At 42.0% G+C, this 19,446-nt stretch carries 20 protein-coding genes; 5 read left to right on the top strand and 15 right to left on the bottom strand.

What is annotated here, in order from left to right; genetic code table 11:
• Positions 1-58: 58 nt before the first annotated feature.
• The 15 genes from G6053_RS11745 to G6053_RS11675 form a co-directional block, all read right to left on the bottom strand.
• Positions 59-286 carry a hypothetical protein gene (locus G6053_RS11745; RefSeq protein ID WP_165306569.1) on the bottom strand — a complete coding sequence of 76 codons (228 nt, stop codon included), beginning with the start codon at positions 284-286 and terminating at the stop codon, positions 59-61.
• Between the two features lie 2 nt (positions 287-288).
• On the bottom strand, positions 289-906 hold the full coding sequence (gene traK / locus G6053_RS11740; protein ID WP_165306568.1) for a conjugative transposon protein TraK: 618 nt from the start codon (positions 904-906) through the stop codon (positions 289-291).
• A 95-nt stretch (positions 907-1,001) separates the two neighbouring features.
• A complete protein-coding gene (gene traJ, locus G6053_RS11735; RefSeq protein ID WP_165306567.1) occupies positions 1,002-1,991 on the bottom strand; it encodes a conjugative transposon protein TraJ in 990 nt (329 codons plus the stop codon).
• Between the two features lie 10 nt (positions 1,992-2,001).
• Positions 2,002-2,640, bottom strand: coding sequence for a TerB family tellurite resistance protein (locus G6053_RS11730; protein WP_165306566.1), 639 nt, complete (start codon positions 2,638-2,640; stop codon positions 2,002-2,004).
• A 22-nt stretch (positions 2,641-2,662) separates the two neighbouring features.
• A complete protein-coding gene (locus G6053_RS11725) occupies positions 2,663-3,307 on the bottom strand; it encodes a hypothetical protein (protein WP_165306565.1) in 645 nt (214 codons plus the stop codon).
• A gap of 34 nt (positions 3,308-3,341) precedes the next feature.
• Entirely contained in the window at positions 3,342-3,764 is a 423-nt protein-coding gene (locus tag G6053_RS11720; protein WP_165306564.1) for a hypothetical protein, read from the bottom strand.
• A 4-nt stretch (positions 3,765-3,768) separates the two neighbouring features.
• Complete coding sequence (locus G6053_RS30590) at positions 3,769-4,467, bottom strand: conjugal transfer protein TraI (RefSeq protein WP_241254984.1); 699 nt, start codon at positions 4,465-4,467, stop codon at positions 3,769-3,771.
• Complete coding sequence (locus tag G6053_RS11710) at positions 4,464-7,010, bottom strand: TraG family conjugative transposon ATPase (protein WP_346774524.1); 2,547 nt, start codon at positions 7,008-7,010, stop codon at positions 4,464-4,466. The genes G6053_RS30590 and G6053_RS11710 overlap by 4 nt, the downstream gene beginning before the upstream one ends.
• Entirely contained in the window at positions 7,007-7,345 is a 339-nt protein-coding gene (locus tag G6053_RS11705) for a DUF4133 domain-containing protein (RefSeq protein WP_241254983.1), read from the bottom strand. The genes G6053_RS11710 and G6053_RS11705 overlap by 4 nt, the downstream gene beginning before the upstream one ends.
• Complete coding sequence (locus G6053_RS11700) at positions 7,342-8,169, bottom strand: hypothetical protein (RefSeq protein ID WP_165306563.1); 828 nt, start codon at positions 8,167-8,169, stop codon at positions 7,342-7,344. The genes G6053_RS11705 and G6053_RS11700 overlap by 4 nt, the downstream gene beginning before the upstream one ends.
• 7 nt (positions 8,170-8,176) lie before the next feature.
• The gene (locus G6053_RS11695) at positions 8,177-8,569 is read right to left on the bottom strand and encodes a hypothetical protein (protein ID WP_165306562.1); all 393 of its coding nucleotides are present in this window, start codon (positions 8,567-8,569) and stop codon (positions 8,177-8,179) included.
• A gap of 11 nt (positions 8,570-8,580) precedes the next feature.
• Positions 8,581-8,898: a DUF4134 domain-containing protein gene (locus G6053_RS11690; protein ID WP_346774523.1), complete on the bottom strand. Its 318-nt coding sequence runs from the start codon at positions 8,896-8,898 to the stop codon at positions 8,581-8,583.
• A gap of 31 nt (positions 8,899-8,929) precedes the next feature.
• Positions 8,930-9,349 carry a hypothetical protein gene (locus tag G6053_RS11685; RefSeq protein ID WP_165306560.1) on the bottom strand — a complete coding sequence of 140 codons (420 nt, stop codon included), beginning with the start codon at positions 9,347-9,349 and terminating at the stop codon, positions 8,930-8,932.
• A gap of 526 nt (positions 9,350-9,875) precedes the next feature.
• Complete coding sequence (locus G6053_RS11680) at positions 9,876-10,724, bottom strand: RteC domain-containing protein (RefSeq protein WP_165306559.1); 849 nt, start codon at positions 10,722-10,724, stop codon at positions 9,876-9,878.
• 270 nt (positions 10,725-10,994) lie between these two features.
• Positions 10,995-11,876, bottom strand: coding sequence for a LytTR family DNA-binding domain-containing protein (locus G6053_RS11675; protein ID WP_165306558.1), 882 nt, complete (start codon positions 11,874-11,876; stop codon positions 10,995-10,997).
• 87 nt (positions 11,877-11,963) lie between these two features.
• Here G6053_RS11675 and G6053_RS11670 point away from each other — a divergent pair, with 87 nt between their 5' ends.
• The 5 genes from G6053_RS11670 (at position 11,964) to G6053_RS11650 (ending at position 19,438) form a co-directional block, all read left to right on the top strand.
• Positions 11,964-12,308 (top strand): hypothetical protein, encoded by a 345-nt coding sequence (locus G6053_RS11670; protein WP_165306557.1) that lies wholly within the window; start codon positions 11,964-11,966, stop codon positions 12,306-12,308.
• Between the two features lie 132 nt (positions 12,309-12,440).
• Positions 12,441-13,082, top strand: coding sequence for an RNA polymerase sigma-70 factor (locus G6053_RS11665; protein ID WP_165306556.1), 642 nt, complete (start codon positions 12,441-12,443; stop codon positions 13,080-13,082).
• 81 nt (positions 13,083-13,163) lie between these two features.
• The gene (locus G6053_RS11660; protein ID WP_165306555.1) at positions 13,164-14,327 is read left to right on the top strand and encodes a FecR domain-containing protein; all 1,164 of its coding nucleotides are present in this window, start codon (positions 13,164-13,166) and stop codon (positions 14,325-14,327) included.
• Between the two features lie 131 nt (positions 14,328-14,458).
• A complete protein-coding gene (locus G6053_RS11655) occupies positions 14,459-18,040 on the top strand; it encodes a SusC/RagA family TonB-linked outer membrane protein (protein WP_241254982.1) in 3,582 nt (1,193 codons plus the stop codon).
• Positions 18,041-18,043: 3 nt separating this feature from the next.
• Positions 18,044-19,438: a RagB/SusD family nutrient uptake outer membrane protein gene (locus G6053_RS11650; protein WP_165306554.1), complete on the top strand. Its 1,395-nt coding sequence runs from the start codon at positions 18,044-18,046 to the stop codon at positions 19,436-19,438.
• Positions 19,439-19,446: the final 8 nt, after the last annotated feature.

The following is a 19,446-nucleotide window of genomic DNA, read 5'->3' as shown; positions in this document are numbered from 1 at the left end:
TTTTGATTGTTTTATTTTTTATTCATCAGGTCGCACGAAACCTTTCCATATTGGATATTTAGCTCAGGATAGCAGCTACAAGTATGTAGATACAGTACAGCAACCAAAGGGTGCCGACCACCAATAGCAAGCAATTGCGGTTCCTCAATGAAACTTCAGACTGCCATTGGGCGAGCTTTTTTGCTGCTGATACCTGGAGGGCGACAATCCTGTGAGCAATTGATTTTGCTACTTTTTCCTTTAATGGATTGAGCTTAGGCCTTCTGGTTTTTCTGAAAAATCCCATAATTATCGGTTTTGAAGTTCAATATCCCTGTTGTCTACAATGCGCCAGCGCTCTACCAGGAAGCCATGGGAGTTGTTATCAGACCGGCTGACGTTGCGTAGCGTTCCTTCAGTGATGAGTGTCCTGGAAAGTATCGCTGTGGGCCTGATGATTTTTTGCTTGCCGAAATACCTGAACCGGAAAGGATATTGCTCGAAATCAATCTGGATGCTGTCCGCTTCCACATTCTGGCTCACATTTCCGCTGATGATGGAATTATAATAACCGTTCTCTTTCAGACCCCGGTATTGGCTTGCAGCAGAACCATCCGCCAGATATAGCGCTTTGGACATATTACTTTCAATAACTTTATCATCCGGATCCAGGGTAAAGAAGTAATAGTGAAACATCTTGATGTGATCTTTGGCTTCCACGGCAACGTTATCTTTTCTTTCCCCCGCAATAGCCTCCAAAGCTTTACCATTGGACAGGACATATACTCTTTCTTCTGCTTTGCGGACCATGCGGTAGCTTTCATAGACCGTGAAAGCACAAAGTATTGTACTGGCAACGACCACGACGTAAGTAAAGAGTTTTACGTGCCGGAATGCTGATTCTATATTGCTGAACTGTTTGAACATTTTTACTGAATTTTAAACTCGAAGTCACATTTTTTAGGCAATAAGAGTCCCCAACAGGTTTTCGCCTGTTTGAAATTTTCTGAATTGCCTAGTTTTTAAATAAGTGCTTTGGCGGCTACGGTCGCGGCTGTTTTTGCATAGTTGTTAACTTTGTGTAGCAAGGTGTCTCTACTTCCTGCCTGAACAATATAGCCCGCGACATTCGGTACCGTGGTATAACCAACAATAGCGATAACCATAAATATGAGATAAGCTGATGTACTCATGAAAGTCTGGTCCATGTTGATCATGTTTTCCAGTATTTTAGAGCATATAGCTCCGAAAATATTGGATACCGGCAGCCACATAAATACATGGATAAACCGTGCAAACCAGCTGGACAGACTATTCTGAAATCCGTCGAAGACCGATAGACCAAAGACGATGGGTCCGATGATTGCCAATACAATAAGGTAAAAAGTTCTGATAGTATTGATACAAAGGCTCGCGGCCGCGTAAAGTATATTTAGGATCTCACTGATCATGGTACCGATCATATGCTTGATGGAAAATTTGCTAAAGACGGATTTTAATCCCGAGAAAAAACCGTCTTCGGATGACCCATCCGGTTGCTCATACTTTTCTAAATCCTCTGGACCGGAATCTGTGATCACCCCTGGATCGCTTTTCATGGCTTCCTGTTCCTGATGAAAAATATGTTTTGCTATGGCTTTATGCGAGTCCTTTGCCATTTGGCGAGTACCTACTTCAAGAGGCCGAAGGACGCCCATCATCAGTGAAATGATAAATGGATACAGCATAATGGCCATACCTATCGCAAATGGCCGGAGTAAAGGAAAGAAATCAATCGCTTCCGCGGCAGCGATATGCTTCCATACCCTTAATCCAATATACCAGAGTGCGGCAAAGCCAGCGATTGCACGAGCCACGTCGATGAGGTCTTTGCATAAGGGCATCATCTCATCGAAAAGCTTTTCCAATATCGTGTTGAAACTATATATTCCATCTCCCAGCACCTGGGCTTGCACCCAATTAGGCAAAAGAAGTGTGCATACAAAAGTTATAATCAAAAATTTATTTTTCATGGTAGTAAGGTTATGGCCTAAGCCCCGTCATTTTTTCAAGTTTCTTTAATTCTTCAATTTTGTTTCTGCGGGCTGATCCCAGTTTGTCGGCCTTAGATGTAAAGCGTCTTAACTGGACAACTTTTGCTTGCATATCATCAAATATGCGATCGATAGCGCGTAGCCGTTCATCATCGGACATGCGCATATTGTTGGCAGTAATGACCATAACCAGTTCATCGAGGTTACCAAGACTTTCGTCCAGCAATCCCCCCAGTACCCTGCTCAGGTAATCAAGTTCATTGGTATTAAAATAACTGCCGGACTGATAGCGCTTCAAAGCAGCTTTGCTTTGGGATAGTATTTCAGCCTGATACCGGATAATGTCGGCAACCTTTCGGTACCTGGCGATTTCAGGATTAACCAGCCACAGACCACTCAGGAATGTTCTGTGCAGGCTGAAGTTGCCCTCAGAAATATCGCGGATCGTTCCATAGCCTTTGCTCACCAGGTCGTATCCCTTTTTCATGTCTTTGAGGATCTGTTTAAACTGCGCCAACTTTTCAACATTGAGGATCAATTGGGTCACCTCCGCCGATTGGGCGGAAACAAGGTGTAGCTGCAGGCTGCAGCAGATTGTTATGAATAAGAATTTGATATGCTTTCTCATAGTATATTTATTGTAGCGCGGATTATAGTCCATACATCTTTTTTAAAATTTTCGAATCCTCAATTTTTTGTTCCCGTTGAAGGATCGTTTGTTTGAGGCTATTGCTGAATTTCCGCTGCTGACTGTATTTATGTTGAATACTGTTGTAAACAGCCTCTATCCTTTTGATCCGCTCAGCTCCTTCGAGTTCCAGGCTTCCATCGGTAAGGAGCGTTTTAAGGTCCTGGAGGTCGCCATCCGCATCTGCCGCAATATTGGCGTACCAGTTTTCATATTTTTTCTTTTCCCCGATGGTAATAAAATCTTTTCCTGAAATTAGCTTATCCATTTGTCGCCGATCCTGCTCCATCTGGTTTCGAATCTTTATGATTTCTTCCGCTTTGCTTTTCTGTTTCAGCTCAGGGCTTACGATCTTGAGCCCGTTAAAAAAATCGGCATGCAGATTCCATTCCCCCCTGGTTATGGTTCCGATCAGGTTTGTTCCGTCCTTTACGATCCCGTATCCTTTTGACAGGAAAGACTTATAAGCTTCCAGTGCAGCGATCTGTTCGATAAGGTATCTCTTTTGGGTTTTCTTCTGGTTGAACCACTCCCCAAGAGTTTGGGCATTTAGAGACTGGCTGCAATAAAGCAGCGGTATGATTATAATGCACAATAATTTTTTCATGTCGTAACTGTTTTATAATTTATTATTGCTATCCTTACGGCCTCCGTTTCCCTTTTTTCAAAAAATCCCAAGGTTTCGGTTTGGGAAACATGCCTTCCAGCGTCTGCGCCCCCGGCAGCTCCCTGTTGCTACGCAAACGGAACTCATGCTCAACATCCGTTTTAAGATTTTTGATCCACACAGTTTTTATATTAAAACCCTCATGCATGCCAAATTCTATTTTAAAGCGGCATTGGATTGCTGTATTGTACGGTGCTTTTGTGCGTAGCTCAAACATAGGATAGCTTTCTACCTTTGTGTTAGCTGCCAGATACCGGTTCAGACAATCATTAAGGTTTCCTAAATAGTCGTTTTTACCGGGTAGCGATATCTTGAAGCTATTCCTATACCCATACTGTCTTAGTTGTGTCGCAAAGTCTGTTACAGCTTTTTCCAGGTCTATCGGTTTCTGTTCCATTGTGTCATGGGTTAAGTCCATATATCTTTCTGATCTGTTCGGCTTCCTGGCTGCTCTTTGCCCTTGCCAGGCTCAGTCGGAAGTTATGGTCACTGAAGCTGCGCAGTACAGCAACGTTCTTATCGAGTTTTGCTGCGATAGCGGAAATAAATTCCAGCCGCTGCCCATCGGTCATCTGGGTACGAAAGGCATTGACCACCATTGCAAGCTGTTCAATATTCTTTAAGCTCTCATCCAAAAGGCCATTGTAAACCCGGTACATGTATTCTATTTCCTGAGTGGAAAAACGGCGGTCCGACTTCAGTAGGTTCCATGCACGTTTATATTCTTCGACGAGATCTAACTGCCGCTTAATGATCTGTTTTACTCGGTTCCAGGTACCGATAGAGTTTTTGATTTTCCATAGTTCCTGGAAATAGCTGTCATACTGGGCGCGCTGCTTTTCGGTCCATTCAGAAATCTCTTTCAATTTGAGCTTGGACATGACATTTTCGAGTTCCTTTTGAGCGTTCTGGAGCCAGATTACCTTATTCTGCTGGCGCTGGATCTGGAGGTCAACGGCCTTGATCACTTTTTTTATCCCTGCTTTAATGACTTCGATAATGGCAAGCGGCAGTACCGCATCTGCTTTCTTAACCGGCCCTATAGTAATGCTTACCATGAGCACTACAGTGAGTGCAATTTTTAAAGATTTTGTTCTCATGCCCTTAATAGTTTATGCTGTGCGTAATACTCGGCAGCAAGGACCCGGAGCGCTTTTTCGATGCTGCCATATTGCTCGATATAACTTTGCAGTTTCAACTTTTCTGTCTGTTCGGTGGTATAAGCAAAATACTCCTGCGGGCTGGGCTCGTAGCGATATACCTTCATCAACTGATTGCCCAGTTCGATATAAACTTCCCGGTAATTGCGATTTTTCTCATTTGCCCTGTTAATGGACAGTACCAGGTCCCTGCCTTTATCTGTCATGCCCAGTACTTGCTGTATCGCCTCGAATTTGTTCTGGAATTTTTTCATATCCAGGATGATCTTGCAATCGGCATTGTTTATGATCGCTTCCTTGATGATCGGCGAGCTGATAATATCGTCGATTTCCTGGGTCACGGTAATCGCTTCCCCGAAATATTTACGGACGGTCTTATAGAGATATTTCATAAATTCAGCCATACCTGACTTGGCTATCGCCTTCCAGGCTTCCTCTATGACGATTACTTTTCTTATGCCTTTAAGCTTTCTCATCTTGGAAATAAAAAGCTCCATAGTGATCATCGTCACAATACTAAAAAGGATGGCATGGTCTTTAATATTATCAAGTTCTATGACCACGAACGGCTGGTTGAGTACATCTAGGTTTTCCCTGGCATTAAGTAAATAGTCAAACTCGCCACCCCTATAAAATGGCCTTAGCACATATAGGAAGTTGGCCATATCAAAATCCCGATCCTTTACCTTGTCAGCTTCCAGCTCTTTTACAAAATGCTCCTGTAGAAACTCATAAAAGGAATCAAAACATGGAAATAAATCTGTATTGTTTTCCAGGAATTCATAATACGATTTCAGCGCATTTGAAATAGCCACATATTCGCTTCTGCGGTAACGCTCGTCGCTTTGTTTCCAGAGCGCAACCAGCAGTGATTTGATACTCTCCTTTTTCTCCGTGTCCAGCACTTCTCCGGGGGGTAAATAAAAAGGATTGAACCTGATGGGGTCTTCCTCGCTATAGGTAAAATAATAGCCGTCCACCAACTTGTTCAGGCCTTGATAACTATGACCAACATCTACCACAACGCAATGGGCACCTTGCTGCAGGTATTGGTAAAGCATTGCCGACATAAACATGCTTTTACCAGATCCTGACCCACCAACAACTATCTTATTGCGGTTTTGAGTGATCCCTTTCATGGGTTCATCCGATATATCGACGTGCAGGGGAACGCCGGTGAGCCTGTCTCCCAACCGGATACCAAATGGGCTGTTCGAAGATCGGTAGGCCGTTTCCATATTCAGAAAGCAACTGCAAGGCTCCGCAAAAGATTCAAAAGTGTCATTTTCCGGTAGATCGGCAGCATTGCCAGGGATACCAGCCCACCAGAGCTGAGGAGCGCCATCGGTTTCCTGGTGAGGAACAATATTCATCTTTGCCAAGGCCGATGCTGTCAGGTTCTGCATTTCTTTTACCTGCGAAGGCTCATCTGTCCAACATAGCACATTAAAATGGGCACGAATGGGCGTCCTCGCTTCCGAGATTGCTTCGTTCAAAAAGTCCTGGGTCGCGTCTCTGCCAATAGCATTCTCTCTGCTATAGGCTGAAAGGGACTGCAGTCTCCTGCGTTTACCTTCCAGCCTTTTATAGGTAGCTGCAGGGTCGCCAATAACCATATACTGGTTGTAGATATGATTGGTAGGAAGCAATAAGCCAACTGGAGTGGAGAAACCGACACTAAAGCGGGTTCTGTCCGTTGAATAGGGATCATAATGGATCCTTGGTCCTACGGCTCCGGGAAGATCTTCTACATCTGCCATAGAATATAGGCGGCAGGTTTTCGTTCCGACTTTCCATTCCGGCTTGAAGGATACTTCGCTTAGTTCTGGCCCATTTTGTCCACCGCCCAGATACAGATATTTTTCCAATATGCCGGGGGCAGCCTTTGAGCCTACGATTTCCTGTTCGGTAAGCTGTTCCAGGTGAACAAGGCCTCCGTCGCTAAGGATACGCTTAAACTGGCCGATCACTTCCAGTAGCTTTTCCATGCGTTTGGTATCTTTAAGCTCTGGAGGCACAATATTTTTGCGGAGCAGGGTAGACAGCGCAGAACTCGACGGTTTGCGGTCCGGCCCTTTTAGGGTGATCATCAAATAACAGTCGTGGCTCAAAAAAGGCCGTTCGTTAAAGAACTGATCGCTGGCCTGCATGATCAGGTTATCGTCCTTGTACTGGGGATTGTATTTACTTTTAATAAACCAGTCCTGCTTATGGAGTACGCTGCCAAAAGGAAGCACTTTTATCGCTTTGAGCCAATTGTGATGCAGGCTGTCGTACTCATCGCTTGATAAAGAAAATATCTCGGGTAAGGTAACCTTAAAGGCTACTGTTACATCTCCTTTCTTGGATAGTATACAGTCATTTTCAACTTTCCAAATGGGCAGTACCTGTTCCATGTCGACGCCGCTATCCGAAGGTGGCTTTATCTGTAACAGGACCGCTGCCAGAAATACTGCAGCTATAATAAACAACACCGTCATCATCCCACACTCTTTTTTAATTGTTCAAAAATCCGTTTCCTGTTCATGGAGTAAATAACGGTAGGTACCTTTCGCAGCGCCATGGCTTTCATAAGCCCATATTGCCCGTATTTGGCATTAAGGCGGTACACTATCCCAAACAATCCCGATCCGCACATAAGTACCGCCGGTACGCCAAAGTATAGAGGTACCCCCGCTATATATATTATGGAGAATCCCATCAGCAAGGCAAGTAGGCCGATTGCCAATATGATTATGTATTGTCCCCGAAGGCCCCGAAACTCGATGGGCCTGTTGATTCCTTTATTGATCGAATAATTAATCTCCTTTGGCATCATAGTCCCCTCCTCTTATTTTTTGCTTTAGGCCGTTCAACCTGTTTTGTTTTAGCCAGGTTGCTGGAAATAATTTCTGGTATCGATGTTTGATCCCATCGCAGTACTGTCGCTTCAATGTTGTTTCTTTGTGGATATTCGTTGAAGAATCCAATTAAGCCAGTTGCATTCCAATCGATCTTTTCAATGTCTTCTTTGCGGCCCATAGGATACCTGGATGAAAGCCCTCCCATTTCACTCATTCTCATCGCAAAACCAAAAGGGTCCAGCACATGGTCTACGGGAATTTCTACTGGTATTACGTTTTTGGGAATAGCCTGCATATTTTCATTCCAAAGGAATACGTCATGTTTCTTAGTATGATAAAGGAATTGATATACCGTTCCCGATTGATCAATGTCGAGTTCGCGCAATTCAATGCCCATAGTCGAGAAATCATTTACTGGACGAAGAAGGCCAAGTCTCAAATCGACAATAAAATCTTGGTCATGAATTTTAAAAACCGGCAGTTTGCCTCCAACGCGCTCTTCCAATAACTGTTTATTGAATTTTAGGTCGCGATCTTTTGCCGGTAGGCTTTGAGGTTCAATTCCATATTTTTTGGCCATGCCTTCAGGATCAAGTTGAACCATAAAGGGGATGATGTGCTGATTTGTACCTTTTCCGCCAGCTAATTTACCGTCGGCATCAAAATTGAACGCGTAACCTTCCGGCACTTCTTTCATATCCTGGAATCTGAGAATACAATTTCTGCTGGGCGATTCTACAAGCCGGTTGTTGTCTATATCGACGATGTATTCGGTATTTGAAATTTTTAAAGTTTTCATTTGGCTTTTATTTTTTATGCGCTGGATCCTTTACCTTCTTGTGGCTGATTGCCAGCGTCTTTGTTTGGGCCACCAATGCTTTCGGGCTGAAATTTTTATTACTGCAGAGTACTTCAAAAGGAATATCGTATCGCATCGCAATACCTTCGGGATCCAGTTCCATAAGCGCCTCAATGATCACCCAACAGTACCGGTCCGGATCTTGCATGACCACAGATTTTTTTTGTGGAACGTTTTTATTTTGCAGATCATAAAGGAAGCGGTAACCATTGCCTTCCTGGTCGAAGACCTGGAAAGGAATCCTGTTTTTAGGATTGCCTTTTTCAATGAGGGCTTCTCTGCAGGCATCTACTTCGAAGAGCGTTCCCCGGATTTCTACGGTTGAAAGTTGTCTGCCCATGCTGCTAATTTTTAAACTTTAAAAAATCCTCTTAATATGGTTGCCACAACCACAAGGAATATACAGGCGCCGAACCAGGAAGATGCCACTTTTGCGGTATCCTGCTCGCCATTGCTCCATTTGTTGTAGACTTTTACTGCTCCTACAAGTCCCACAACCGCGCCGATGGCATAGGTCAGGTCTACACCGACATCGAAATACCCCTTAACCTCGTTTGTCGCATTGGTAATGCCTGCTTTACCTTGTGCAAAAATTTCACCGATAGAAATTGCGGTCATTAACAAGGCAGTAATCCATCTGCCCAACACTTTTTTCATTCGTTTTCTCATCCTCATCACGTGTGTTATTGTTATTGAAATATTATTCATCGATATCAGGAAAGCAGTTTTCGATCTCAGAGTCGCTTAATTCAAATCCACATAGATTAGCTGCTTGTGTAGCGATTAGCAGTATCAAAGCATCCTTATGATCGGAAAGATACCCCCGGTTATAACCGGCCAGGAAGGAACGGATTACAGCAAGCAGTTCGGTACGGTCACCCCCTTTTCCGAAAACTGCAAGGAGTTCCTTGACCTCTTCCAGTTTCTGCTGCAGTACCTGGGTATGAGAGGAAGAAATAGTAGATGATTCGAATTGATGCTTGGTGCCTCGGCGCAGCAATTTTTTCGTAAATACGGAAACCTCTGTCCGGAAAAAGAGCAGGATAACGGTCAGGTAGTAAATGCAGGTTACTATGGATACTGCATACAGATACATCTGCCAGGATATTGATTTGAACATAGTGCTTTTCGTTTTCGGCAGGATCCATTTCCTGTCCGTTTACGAAAGCAAAATTGTCCAGACGGCGAGACGAAAAATGATACTTTGGTGATAGCTACCCTTTTTTTATTCATTTTTCTTCAAATTTTTGACGACAGAAATTCGAAGGAAAATGAATGTTGGTAGCCCCATTGATATTATATTATATTGATATTGACCAGGCTGTGAATGTTGATCAAAAGAGGAACCAATTTCAAAATTGGCATGAAGCATATGTCTGTTCAGGTTTTTGCCTGGAAAAAGAGATAGAAAAAGGGTAGTTGTTAAAAACTACCCTTTTTATTGCTGTCAATAATTGCTTTATTGCCGTAATGGCCCAATTATAATTGAGTAGGTTTTAGTCAAAAGCATATTATAAATTGTAAATGAACTAATTCTAACCGGCGGACTGCATGATAGAGTGCGTGGAATCCGGGAAAGTTAATGTGTCCAGACAAAAACGAACAGTAAAAAGGGTATTAAAAAAAATACCCTTTTTGATCAATTATTAATGAAATCTCGGATTTTCATCACTTTCATCCATCCTCCGGATTAGGCATTCACTTAAATAACTCATAAACTGAGCCCTATCTTTTTTCTTAATTCTCATCCTCTGGAAATAGGGATAATAATGGGTAACCTCAGTATGTAAGAATTCCGATAGGATAAGAAACAACTGCTTTACATGGAGCTTACCGTGGTTAATAACACCGCTGCTGGCAAGGGCATAAACCAATTCGATGAGCTGCGCCTTTGTACCGGTCCATCTTAATCTATGAGTGTGCTCCTGGCCGTTTTTTTCTCCACCACCGCTTTTCAAATTGACAATACTATTTTGAATTTTTGCCGCCAGTTTTTCATAAGCAATAAATTTTGCAAAAAGGGAACTGTAAGCGGTAGATATTTTACTGTCCAGTTCGGGATTCTCTTCTACTGAGAGCAACTTTTCGTCCGGGTACCGTACAAAGAGTTGACCGTCGTGTAACTTCAGCTGTTGCTTGTAATATTTGTACAGCTCTTTATGCCGCTCGAAAAAATTATTGATCCGCTTAAGCTCCTTTTTCAAAAACCTGATCTGCCATTTTTTTCCAACCGGAAAATTGGATTCAAGAAAGAAGACCTCGTTCCAAAAAATATATTCAGCATAGAATAACGGACGTTGTTCCTTAAAGAACCGGATCTCGTCTTCTATGGATTGGAACTCATATTTACGGACAAAGTCGTTGAGCAGTTCCATCGTTTTATTGAGACAATCTTTATTGCGATTTGCCAATTCAAGATCGTGTTCTGATTCCTTAGAGATGGCGTGCATCGACACCTCCATATTTTGCTGTAAGTCTGTGAGAAATTGATTCATAATTCGATTATTTAGTTTAGAAGGCAGTGTGCACCCTGCCGGCTTTGATCCAAAATTAGGAGCATGGCAGGGGTATCTAAAATCTTTATCAATCAGAAAAGTCCGAATTCAGAATATTGGTTTCTGAATTCAGATTATGAGCAATTACTTCATCTAAATAAGAAGACTGGGCCGATACTACCCGTAAATTTTACCTTAAATAAATGGTATTATAATATGAATCCGGTAAAAGGGACCTTGAATTCAGGGATAGGCTTACTGAATTCAGCATCATCGGATGATCCAGTTTTTAAAAGCGCTGACTTTCGTTTCGCTGACCAAAACAGGATCTGAGGGAGCTGGAATCAATCCCAATTCCAACCTTGGGCCATCGGTAGGTCTGAATTCCTTGCAACTGCTAAAGCTAATAATCATCTGGCGGTTGATTCGAAAAAAAGCAGATGGAGCAAGACTGGCTTCCAGCTCATCGAGCGAATGGCTGATCTCAAATATTTCGCCATCATATTTACGCAGGTAGTTCTGTTTCTGCTCCCGAAAAAAATAAGCGATATCCGAAGTGCGTACCGGAATACTTTTAAGGGGGGTCTGAACAAGAATTACACTTCTATACTGTTCCTGAAGGGGTAGACTTCCCTCCTGCTCAATTTGCGGTGTTGGTTTAGAAATATATTCCCTAATTTCTGTACTATCGCGCGGCCAGAAAGATACGACCAGGTAATATAAAAAGTAATAGATATTGGCCAGGAAGATAAAGAGTAAAATCACGGGGAAGTCACTGTCAAAATATGGTGTATCGCGGATATCATGACCGTACATACTAAAATATACCCATGCAAGCAGTACTGCAATTGCGGCAGGAGGCGCTAGACCAAGAGCAAGTTGTGCTGCTATCCGTTTATTGGTGTCCTGGAACCAATCGAGCCTGGCATCGAGGTACCGGGTTATCATCCAGATGTAGTACAGTACCAGGAAAGCAATCACAAAACTTGCAACCATAGCATTGTAATAATCAAAATGCCTGATTATTTTCCCTATATCCTCATGGTCACCGTAGACCACGATAAAATGGGCTCCTACCAAAGCAAGAATTACCCTTTTAAAAACATCATTATACGCGGGGCGATTTTCATTCGTATAAACCCTGTTTTCCATAATCGTCTATAATCGTTCTTACCTAACAAATATTAAAGTTAGTAAATATTTATTATATTAGTTACTTTAAATTCAACATGTTAAGATATGGAACAGGTCTATTTTACCCCCGTTGGAATAGCGTTAAAACAACATGAGCTGTATGGCCTTGACGACAATCTGCTCCAGGAGCAGGCCATGTTTCTAAGATCAAATATCATTGCTTGGGCACAACAACATTTTATTCTAAATGATCAGCAGCTGAACTGGTTATTCCAGCAGGACTCCAGTTTCACTGTCGATTTTGCAGTAACGATTTCGAATGGGCTTCTTGGCAGGTATGATTTTGATATTCGATTCGGCGGCTCCGAGATATGGAAGAGTAAGCGTATCGATGCCAAAGCGGATCTGCCTTTCAAAAAGATTAAAATTTTTGTGGAGCGGAAAAACTGAGCCGGTTTACATGCTGTTGCGAAGACTCGTCTGCCATTTTTGTTATAAAGCCGGTTGCATAGAAAATTAAATGTTTGTTTTTGGCCCCATAAACCGTTTTGCAGCATTTTTTTCTTGCATCCGGCCACAAAAATGACCACATTAGACCCACCAAGAGACTTAAAGATGAAGATGCTGGCATTAGAAATGGAAGCGGAGCGCACCATTCTCGAACAACTCAGGGCGGGGAACTATGAAGCCTTTGAACAAATTTATGACCGCTATAGCCCTAAATTAACCGGCAACCTGTTGAGGCTGCTCAAAGATCGTGACCTGGCGGCAGAATGCCTGCAGGAAATATTCGTCCGCCTATGGGAACATCGGGGAAGCATTGATCCTGAAAAATCCATCAAAGCCTACTTGTTCCGTATTTCTGAAAATATGGTATATGATATCTTCCGGAAGGTAGCAAGGGATGAAAAAATGCGGGCCCATTTTATCGCCTTTACCACGGAGGCTTATGACCATATTGAAAAAGCCCTATTCGACCAGGAAGGAAGACAACTCCTTCATGAAGCCATTGACAAATTGCCGCCGCAGCGAAAAAGAGTGTACAGCATGTGTAAATTGGAAGAGAAAAGTTATAAGGAGGTTGCCGATCTACTAGGGATTTCCCAAGCGGCGGTGAACGATCATGTGACCAAGGCAAATGCATTCCTTAAAGATTATTTCTCCAGCCACCCTTCGCTACCGCTACTGATCCTGGCCTCTCTGTTATACAACAGTCTTTCTTGAAAATAAAAAAATAAAAAATTATAACGCTCAGCTATTGATTTCTCCACATAGTCCGTAAATGCTATAAAAAAGGAGAAAGCTGTGGAAAATAACCAAATCCAATACCTATTCGAAAAGTACCTAAAAGGTACTATAACCGGGCAAGAGCTTGGCACTCTCCTTGACCTATTTAATGCCGAAACCGTTGACGAAGATCTGATGGCAAAGATCAGGTCTACGCTATCCGAAGAGAATGTACACAATAATGACCAGGTCAAAGAAATAACCGGAAATGTAAAGGAAATTCTTTCTATCCAATTACGTCCCAGACCAAAAGCAAATGTTCTTTGGATCTACCTTTCTACCGCAGCAGCAATATTACTGGCCCTTGGCATAGCGGTCTTTTACTTTTTTGACCAGCAGCAAAAAAGCGTTGCTCCAACGACTAGCGCCCAACAAGTTGAAATTCATCCCGGATCTGATAAAGCAGAGCTTATTCTTTCCGACGGCAGCCAGGTCTCACTTTTTGATAGAGGTTCGCTACAAAATAGCAAAGATGGTATTGCGAGCCTAAAAGATGGAACATTAACCTATGGACAGCAGACAAGGGAAGCTGCCCTGCAAAACGATGGATTTAATACCGTAAGGGTTCCAATGGGCGGCCAGTTCAAGGTGGTACTTGCCGATGGCTCCAAAGTGTGGCTGAATGCAGGTTCCTCCATTAAATACCCAGTCTCCTTTGGTATCACTTCACGCCAAATAGAGCTTACCGGTGAGGCCTACTTTCAAGTTGCAAAAAACAAAAAATTACCGTTCACAGTAAAGTCCACAGATATGGAGGTGACTGCTTTGGGAACAGAATTTAATTTCAATACCTATTCCAATGAGCCTTTCGGCGCCGCCACATTATTGGAAGGCTCCTTAAGGATTCTTAACAATCGATCACAGAAGACCGTCATCATAAAACCTGGCGAGCAAGCTATTGTCAACGGAGATGAGCTTCGGGTGCTGCAAGTTAACGGCGACGATTACGCGGCCTGGAAAGACGGTCTTTTCGTGATCAACAAAGCAAACCTTAACCTATTTCTCAGACAAGTCGCTCGATGGTATAATGTTGAAATAGATATCTCAAAGGATCGAGAAATAGGAACCGTCTCTGGTGAGTTTCCGAGGGACATCCCTATTGGTGACCTGATCCAATCATTGAGGACAACAACAGGCGTAAAATTAAAAATCGAAGGAAGGAGGATTGTAGAAGAAAAGTAAAGCAAGTTTCATATGTGTTTATAGACCTGGCAAAATAAAGAGCCGGAAGTTAGCGCTTCCGGCTGGTGCCAGGCAAAAACAAGAATACCGTTCAAAGCAAACTAATTTTTATTACCTAACGAATCAAATTTATGAATTCTAAAATTCAAAGGAGAATTGTGCACGATAAAAAGTGTAACAATGACTGGAACCCAGCCATACCTGATAAATACGGTCTGGCGAGATGGCTTCGATTTATCTTCTTGGTTGCGCTGCTCCTATTACTATACTTTGCAGCTTCGGCTCAAAAGATCACAATTGTAGCCAAAAATCAACCGCTTAAAGAAGTCTTGCAACAGTTAAGAAAGCAAAGTGGATATGCCTTTATTTTTAGCGATCAACTTATGGCAAAATCCAATCCTGTCACCATAACTGCTAAAGAGAAAGAACTATTGGAAGTTTTACGACAAATCTTTACTAGCCAACCTATGAATTTTGAGATGAACGGAAAAGTAATAACCGTCATTGCAAATAATTCGATACAGCAGCCTAAAAGTAAAAGCAAGAGACCAATTAGGGGGCGCATTATTGACAGCTTGGATCAACCACTGGCAAATGTTACAGTAAGGATAAAAAATTCGGACCAGGTTACCCGATCAGATGAAGCCGGAGCTTTTTCCCTTGACGATGTACCAGTGGGATCAATAATTACTTTTAGTCTTTTGGGACATAGTGGCCGTGAAATAAGTGAATTTCATGACGGAATAATTGTCACCCTAAATGCCGTTCAAGGCATGTTAACTGAAGCTGTCGTAAATGTCAATACCGGCTATCAAAGTATACCCAAGGAGCGTTCTACAGGTTCATTTGTCATAATAGATAGCACTTTGCTTAACCGACAGGTATCCACAAATATCCTCGATAGGCTTAATGGTGTCACTCCTGGTTTATTGTTTAATGGACGGAATTCTTCAGGCACTCTTTCGACAGGTGCTGATCAGAAAGATCTCGGTATAAATATCAGAGGGCGAAGCACAATTTATGCTAATGCAAACCCATTAGTTGTCGTTGATAATTTCCCTTATGAAGGCGATATCAATAACATCAATCCTAATGATATAGAATCCATAACTATTTTAAAAGATGCTGCAGCTGCTAGTATATGGGGGGCAAATGCCGCCAATGGTGTAATTGTATTGACCACAAAAAAAGGTAAGTTAAACGAACGAATAAATTTTTCGGTGAGCAGTAACGTTTCATTTATCAATAAACCCAATTTTAAAAAAGACCAAAATTATATCAACTCAAAAGACTTCCTGAGTGCAGAGAAGATTTTGTTTGACAATGGATACTATGACTATGACCTCACCGACACCTATTCTATGACACCCGTTACTCCTGGGGTAGGAATCTATGCCCTACTTCGGGATGGCAAGATCACTGCTCAGGAAGCCGACAAGCGCTTAAATGACTTGTCAGGAAGAGATGTGAGAAGTGAAATTATAAAAGAATCTTATCGCAAGGCGGTATTGCAACAGTATTCTTTGTCGCTTCGCGGAGGAACCAAGAACTTTACCTATTCGCTATCTTCCGGTTTCGATCATAACCGCGACAACCTTCAACGAAACGGTTTAAGCCGCTTTACAGTTAATAATCTCAATACCTATAACCCTGTAAACAACCTTGAAATATCAACTGCTATAAATTACAGCCGAACAGAGGAAAAACCTAATAATAATCTTTCTGCCAATCTAAAAACAACTGATTTAGGAAACTTCAAAAATAACTACCTATATCCCTATGCTACAATCATCGGTGAAAATGGAGAGCACTTATCCATTACAAAAGATTATTCAAAAGGGTTTGTGGAATCAGCAGTTGACAGGGGCTTTATGGATTGGTCCTATCGCCCACTTGATGAACTGGCATTAAGAGATTTCAGGATAAACAGGAACGACCTTTTAATGAAGTTTATGGCCGCCTACAAGATATTGCCATCACTTAAATTTGAAGTACAGTATCAGCATGAACAACAACAGTTGGATTATCGGGATTACAAAGACGCAAACACATACTATGTTCGCAACCTGGTTAACCGGTTTACCCAATTCGATAATGTAACAGGTGCAAAAACTTATCCATTACCACAAGGGGCAATCCTGAGTCTAAGTAAAAATAATTTATACGCGAATAATGGTCGTGCGCAGCTTTATTTTGATCAGACTATTGGTAAGAGTATTATCAATGCCATTTTGGGTTACGAACTGCGTGAGCGTAAAACAGATGGTATAAATAGGCTGTCTTATGGTTATGACGAACAATTTGGCAGCTCCATAGACAATCTGAATTACAATATAGCCTATCCGAATAATCCAGGTGGAAGCTCCTATATTCCCACGCCGGATGGAAGGGTGTTGGGATCGAACACACGTTACCTCTCGCAATACTTCAACGCAGCTTACACCTATGACAACCGGTATGTGCTATCTGTAAGTGGCCGAAGGGATGGTGCCAATATATTCGGAGTAAAAACAAATGACCGTATTACTCCATTGTGGTCTACAGGTGTAAGCTGGAATATAAACAATGAGAGCTTTTATAATTTGGAATGGCTGCCAAAATTAAAACTTCGCGCTACTTATGGCTATAACGGCAATGTTTACTATGGCTCTGCTTATCTATCAGGTGTTTATTCCATTGCCAATATCACAGGTAATCCTATGATCCAAATAAGAACAGCGCCGAACCCTAGTTTAAGGTGGGAAAAGGTCGGCAATCTTAATATTGGTTTGGACTTCGCTACCAAGGGTAACAGGCTTTCAGGAACGGTAGAATTATACAGCAAAAATGGTAGAGATTTGATTCAACCTACGTCGCTTGCTCCACAGAGTGGTTTCACCACTTATATGGCCAATACTGCTCAAACAAACGCAAAAGGTATTGATCTGAATCTTACATCCCTAAATGTAAAAGGTATTTTTAACTGGAGCACGACGCTGTTGCTGAGCCTATACAAAGACAAACTTGTAAAGTATGATGCACCTCAGACCATTGGTACCATCAGGAATTATGGAGAAGTAACCGGTATCGCCGGGCGATCCATGTACGGTGTATATTCCTACAAATGGGCAGGGCTGGATCATGAAACGGGTAATCCAATGGGAATTTTGAATGGTTTGCCCAGCCAAGACTATACTGCCATACTAAACAATTTTAGTCCAGACTCACTTGTGTACCATGGATCTTCAAGGCCTACAAAATTTGGGGCGTTGAGGAACGATTTTCAGTACAAAGGGTTTTCCCTAAGCTGCAATATCGTTTTCAAACTTGGTTATGTATTTAGACGGCCGTCTACCGGTACTTACTATGCTAAGGTCGTGGAAAATCAGCCACATTTAGATTATGCTTTAAGATGGCAGCAACCTGGTGATGAGGCGAAGACTACAGTACCTTCTATTTTATTGGAGCAAAATGAGAATCGAAATGCATTTTATAGCTACTCTGATATCCTTGTTGAAAGCGGTAATCACATCCGGTTACAAGATATAAGGCTAAGCTATTCTTTGCCGATTGAAGCAACAAAAGGGCTATTTAAAAACCTTCAGTTTTACAGTTACCTAAGTAATTTAGGTATTATTTGGAAAGAAAACAAAAAAGGAATTGACCCCGACACTTTTGGATTTAATTTACCAAACCCGTTTTCGATAGCTTTTGGTGTAAACGCAAAATTCTAAATCATGGAAAGAAAACTTACTTATTATACCCTTTTTATATTGCTAGCCATTATAGGTTTTCAGGGTTGCAAACAAAAGGATTGGCTTGATGAGAAACGGGATAAAAGCCAGGTTCGTCCTGAAACAGTAAAGGATTTTCAGGCGATATTAGATAATGTTTCCTGGATAAATGGAAGATTTACAAACGCAGGTATTGCCGCATCAAACAACGTCTATCTACTCGATAAGGATTATGCAACACTGTTAGATAGAGAGAAGCAGATATATTCTTGGGGAATGAAACCGTGGGATAATACCAATGGTTCGGCTATGGAATGGGACTATGGCTATGCTATAATTGAGTATGCAAACATTGTTCTTGATGGACTGTCTGAATTAAAGATCAGTGGACCTGAAGTTGAAAACCTGAAAGGACAGGCTTATTTCTATCGTGCGATTGGTTTATATAATCTCACTACTTTATTCTGCAGGCAATATAATCCCGTTAACGCCGGCTCGGAACAGGGACTACCGATTCGATTAACGTCTGATGTAAACATAATCATACAACGGTCTTCACTTAAAGCGACAATGGACCAGGTTATTAACGATTGCGATGAAGCTATCAGTAAACTTGACGAAATCCAAAGTGTAACCACACGTCCTAGCAAGCCGGCAGCTTACGCTTTGCAGGCTAAAATACGGCTGAATAATGGGGATTATACTGGCGCGCTTACAAGTGCGGAAAATGCATTAAAAATTAAATCATCGATCCTCGATTTTAACAGCAGCCAGGTTTCCTTAAATAACACTTACCGGTTCCCAGCAAATGGTATTGGTAATGAGGAGATCCTGTTTTTTGCATTTGCCACAATGAATGGAAATATTGTAAGACCAACAACGACGACAAAGGGTATCGTAGATTCCACACTTATAAAATCTTATGAGGATAATGATCTGCGCAAAACATATTTTTTTATCAAGTCAGGCACTACCTATAAGTTCAGGGGGAATTACACTGGGAACTTCAATAACTTCTCCGGCCTTGCAACAAATGAAGTCTACCTAATAAAAGCCGAGTGCCTGGCGAGAACTTCAAAAACTAATGAGGCCATTTCAACCTTAAATACCTTACTAAAAAAGCGTTATAAAGCAGGAAAATTTGTTGAATTAACGGCCAGCAGTCCGGAAGATGCAATAAATCTTATTCTGCGTGAGCGTAGAAAGGAATTACCCTTTACGGGTAATATACCATGGGAGGATATTCGTAGACTTAACCTTGATCAAAAGAGGCAGACGACCCTATCCAGGGTAATAAATGGGCAAACCATTACGCTTACTCCTAATAATGCCCGCTATGCATTACCCATTCCTGATGCTGAGATCAGGTTGAGTGGAATTGAACAGAATACTTATTAAAGAATTTA

It is taken from the genome of Sphingobacterium sp. DR205 (assembly GCF_011064245.1).
In the GTDB taxonomy this organism is placed as follows: Bacteria; Bacteroidota; Bacteroidia; order Sphingobacteriales; family Sphingobacteriaceae; genus Sphingobacterium; species Sphingobacterium athyrii.
Note: the sequence above shows the minus strand (reverse complement) of the source record. Positions and strands in the feature narration are given on the sequence as shown.

Bases quoted from the DNA above. Each gene is read 5' to 3' on its own strand.
- G6053_RS11675 (WP_165306558.1), bottom strand. From the start codon at position 11,876: ATGGAAAACAGGGTTTATACGAATGAAAATCGCCCCGCGTATAATGAT.
- G6053_RS11730 (WP_165306566.1), bottom strand. From the start codon at position 2,640: ATGAGAAAGCATATCAAATTCTTATTCATAACAATCTGCTGCAGCCTG.
- G6053_RS11745 (WP_165306569.1), bottom strand. From the start codon at position 286: ATGGGATTTTTCAGAAAAACCAGAAGGCCTAAGCTCAATCCATTAAAG.
- G6053_RS11690 (WP_346774523.1), bottom strand. From the start codon at position 8,898: ATGAGAAAACGAATGAAAAAAGTGTTGGGCAGATGGATTACTGCCTTG.
- G6053_RS11670 (WP_165306557.1), top strand. From the start codon at position 11,964: ATGGAACAGGTCTATTTTACCCCCGTTGGAATAGCGTTAAAACAACAT.
- traJ (WP_165306567.1), bottom strand. From the start codon at position 1,991: ATGAAAAATAAATTTTTGATTATAACTTTTGTATGCACACTTCTTTTG.
- G6053_RS11685 (WP_165306560.1), bottom strand. From the start codon at position 9,349: ATGTTCAAATCAATATCCTGGCAGATGTATCTGTATGCAGTATCCATA.
- G6053_RS11680 (WP_165306559.1), bottom strand. From the start codon at position 10,724: ATGAATCAATTTCTCACAGACTTACAGCAAAATATGGAGGTGTCGATG.
- G6053_RS11705 (WP_241254983.1), bottom strand. From the start codon at position 7,345: ATGATGCCAAAGGAGATTAATTATTCGATCAATAAAGGAATCAACAGG.
- G6053_RS30590 (WP_241254984.1), bottom strand. From the start codon at position 4,467: ATGAGAACAAAATCTTTAAAAATTGCACTCACTGTAGTGCTCATGGTA.
- G6053_RS11700 (WP_165306563.1), bottom strand. From the start codon at position 8,169: ATGAAAACTTTAAAAATTTCAAATACCGAATACATCGTCGATATAGAC.
- G6053_RS11665 (WP_165306556.1), top strand. From the start codon at position 12,441: ATGACCACATTAGACCCACCAAGAGACTTAAAGATGAAGATGCTGGCA.
- G6053_RS11695 (WP_165306562.1), bottom strand. From the start codon at position 8,569: ATGGGCAGACAACTTTCAACCGTAGAAATCCGGGGAACGCTCTTCGAA.
- G6053_RS11710 (WP_346774524.1), bottom strand. From the start codon at position 7,010: ATGATGACGGTGTTGTTTATTATAGCTGCAGTATTTCTGGCAGCGGTC.
- traK (WP_165306568.1), bottom strand. From the start codon at position 906: ATGTTCAAACAGTTCAGCAATATAGAATCAGCATTCCGGCACGTAAAA.
- G6053_RS11650 (WP_165306554.1), top strand. From the start codon at position 18,044: ATGGAAAGAAAACTTACTTATTATACCCTTTTTATATTGCTAGCCATT.
- G6053_RS11720 (WP_165306564.1), bottom strand. From the start codon at position 3,764: ATGGAACAGAAACCGATAGACCTGGAAAAAGCTGTAACAGACTTTGCG.
- G6053_RS11725 (WP_165306565.1), bottom strand. From the start codon at position 3,307: ATGAAAAAATTATTGTGCATTATAATCATACCGCTGCTTTATTGCAGC.
- G6053_RS11655 (WP_241254982.1), top strand. From the start codon at position 14,459: ATGAATTCTAAAATTCAAAGGAGAATTGTGCACGATAAAAAGTGTAAC.